1 protein-coding gene is annotated in these 1,483 nt (G+C 60.1%); it reads right to left on the bottom strand.

Annotated features, from left to right (window positions below):
- Window positions 1-436 precede the first annotated feature (436 nt).
- Window positions 437-1,483 (bottom strand): hypothetical protein (locus LQV45_RS31825; protein ID WP_230011435.1); only part of this gene is annotated, 1,047 nt, incomplete at its 5' end.

Genomic DNA, 1,483 nt, shown 5'->3' with positions numbered 1-1,483 from the left:
TCATTATCCGTCTACGCATGTTCTTTAGGTCGGGGCCCGGCGGCCGAGGTCTAGAACTGGCAATATCCGCTGCATCTAGTCGTTACAGTTCTCACTTCCTAGAAATTGGAACACCACACCCGCATCGTCTGGGGTTTTATGCCGAGTCGGGATTTTTGGGGTCTAAGCCGTTCAGCTTTCAAGACCTGCGAAGTGCCGGGCACAACATAGGGGTACGTCGCTGAGTGCCTCGACTACCGTCTCGGGCAACGTTCCGAACGGCCAGGTGAGAAAATTTGCCAAAAGACGGTAAGCAGTTCTCTCCGTCTAGGCAGCGCTGGACGTCTACTCGATCATTGCCCGTGTCCGTTCCTGCCCACGCTTAGCCTTGATGAGGCGCACGTGGTCCCATTCGCGCGCAATGCCTGCTGCGACTGCAGCAGCCCCGCCGCTGAGGTCAGTCCCATCCAGGAACAAAACCGCCAGGCTTGTTTCTTGCATGTACGGCTCCACCGACATTCTTCGCGGAAACGAAGAGGATGACGTTGCTCTTGAGCGACTGAGCTACGCCGACCTCCCGATCAATAATCTCGCGGCCATTGATTGCCGACGCCTTACTCTGCAGTTGGATCAGCAGATAGGGGTCGTTGGACGTCTCGGCCACCAAATCGACCTCGGCGCCAGCGGTCTGGTCGCCGCGGAGACGCCAGCCGAGGAAGCGCGCACCGAGCATTCGTATGATCTGGATGCACACGCCCTCTAGAGCGAGGCCGCGTGCGTGGTTGGTTTCGTTCTTCTCATCGTTGACGACCGTGAGTAGATCCCTGAGCGGACGGCGGAGCGACACAGGGTCGAGGAGGTGAGTCTGCTCCAACACCGTGTCCATGAGCGGTCGGCTGATGATCTCCCGGAACTTCTCCGTGGGTGTGACGCGACCTGACTTTGCACCACGGCCGCGCGTAGCCTTCTCGGCCTTGACCCAGCCTTCGGCGGCGAGACGCCCAACAACGCGCTCAGCGAAGGTCTTGGTGTCGAACCTGATACCGGGGTTCTGCACCTCCGCGAGCGAACGTACCTTTGAAGCCACCGGTGATGCCTCGTCGGTGTAGGTGGCCAGCGCCCGCAGGAATGCTTGCTGAGGCTTGTTGAGATCGACGATCTCTGATATCTCGGCGGTGGAGGCGCCCGTAAGCTTCTTCACGACGGCGGAGTCGATTGTCCACTGGCCCTTGCCAGCGACGAACACTCCGGCGCGCTCCAGCCAGAGGCGTAGCGGGTTGATGTTCTCGCCGCTGTCACCCCCTGACTCGATGCCTAGGGTGGTGAGCTCTTGGGCGACAGTCTCGACCTTGACCTTGACTCCACGGGACTGAAGTGAATCGACCGCTTCGACGACCTGCAGGCCGTGGAGGTTCAGGAGAATGTGCTGCCCTAGCCGCTCATGGAACGGTTGCTCACCTTCGGTCTTGAGCAGATCCTCACCGAGCGTGGTGAGTGCGTACGC

The sequence above is a fragment of the Microbacterium sp. Bi128 genome (assembly GCF_918698205.1).
Note: the sequence above shows the minus strand (reverse complement) of the source record. Positions and strands in the feature narration are given on the sequence as shown.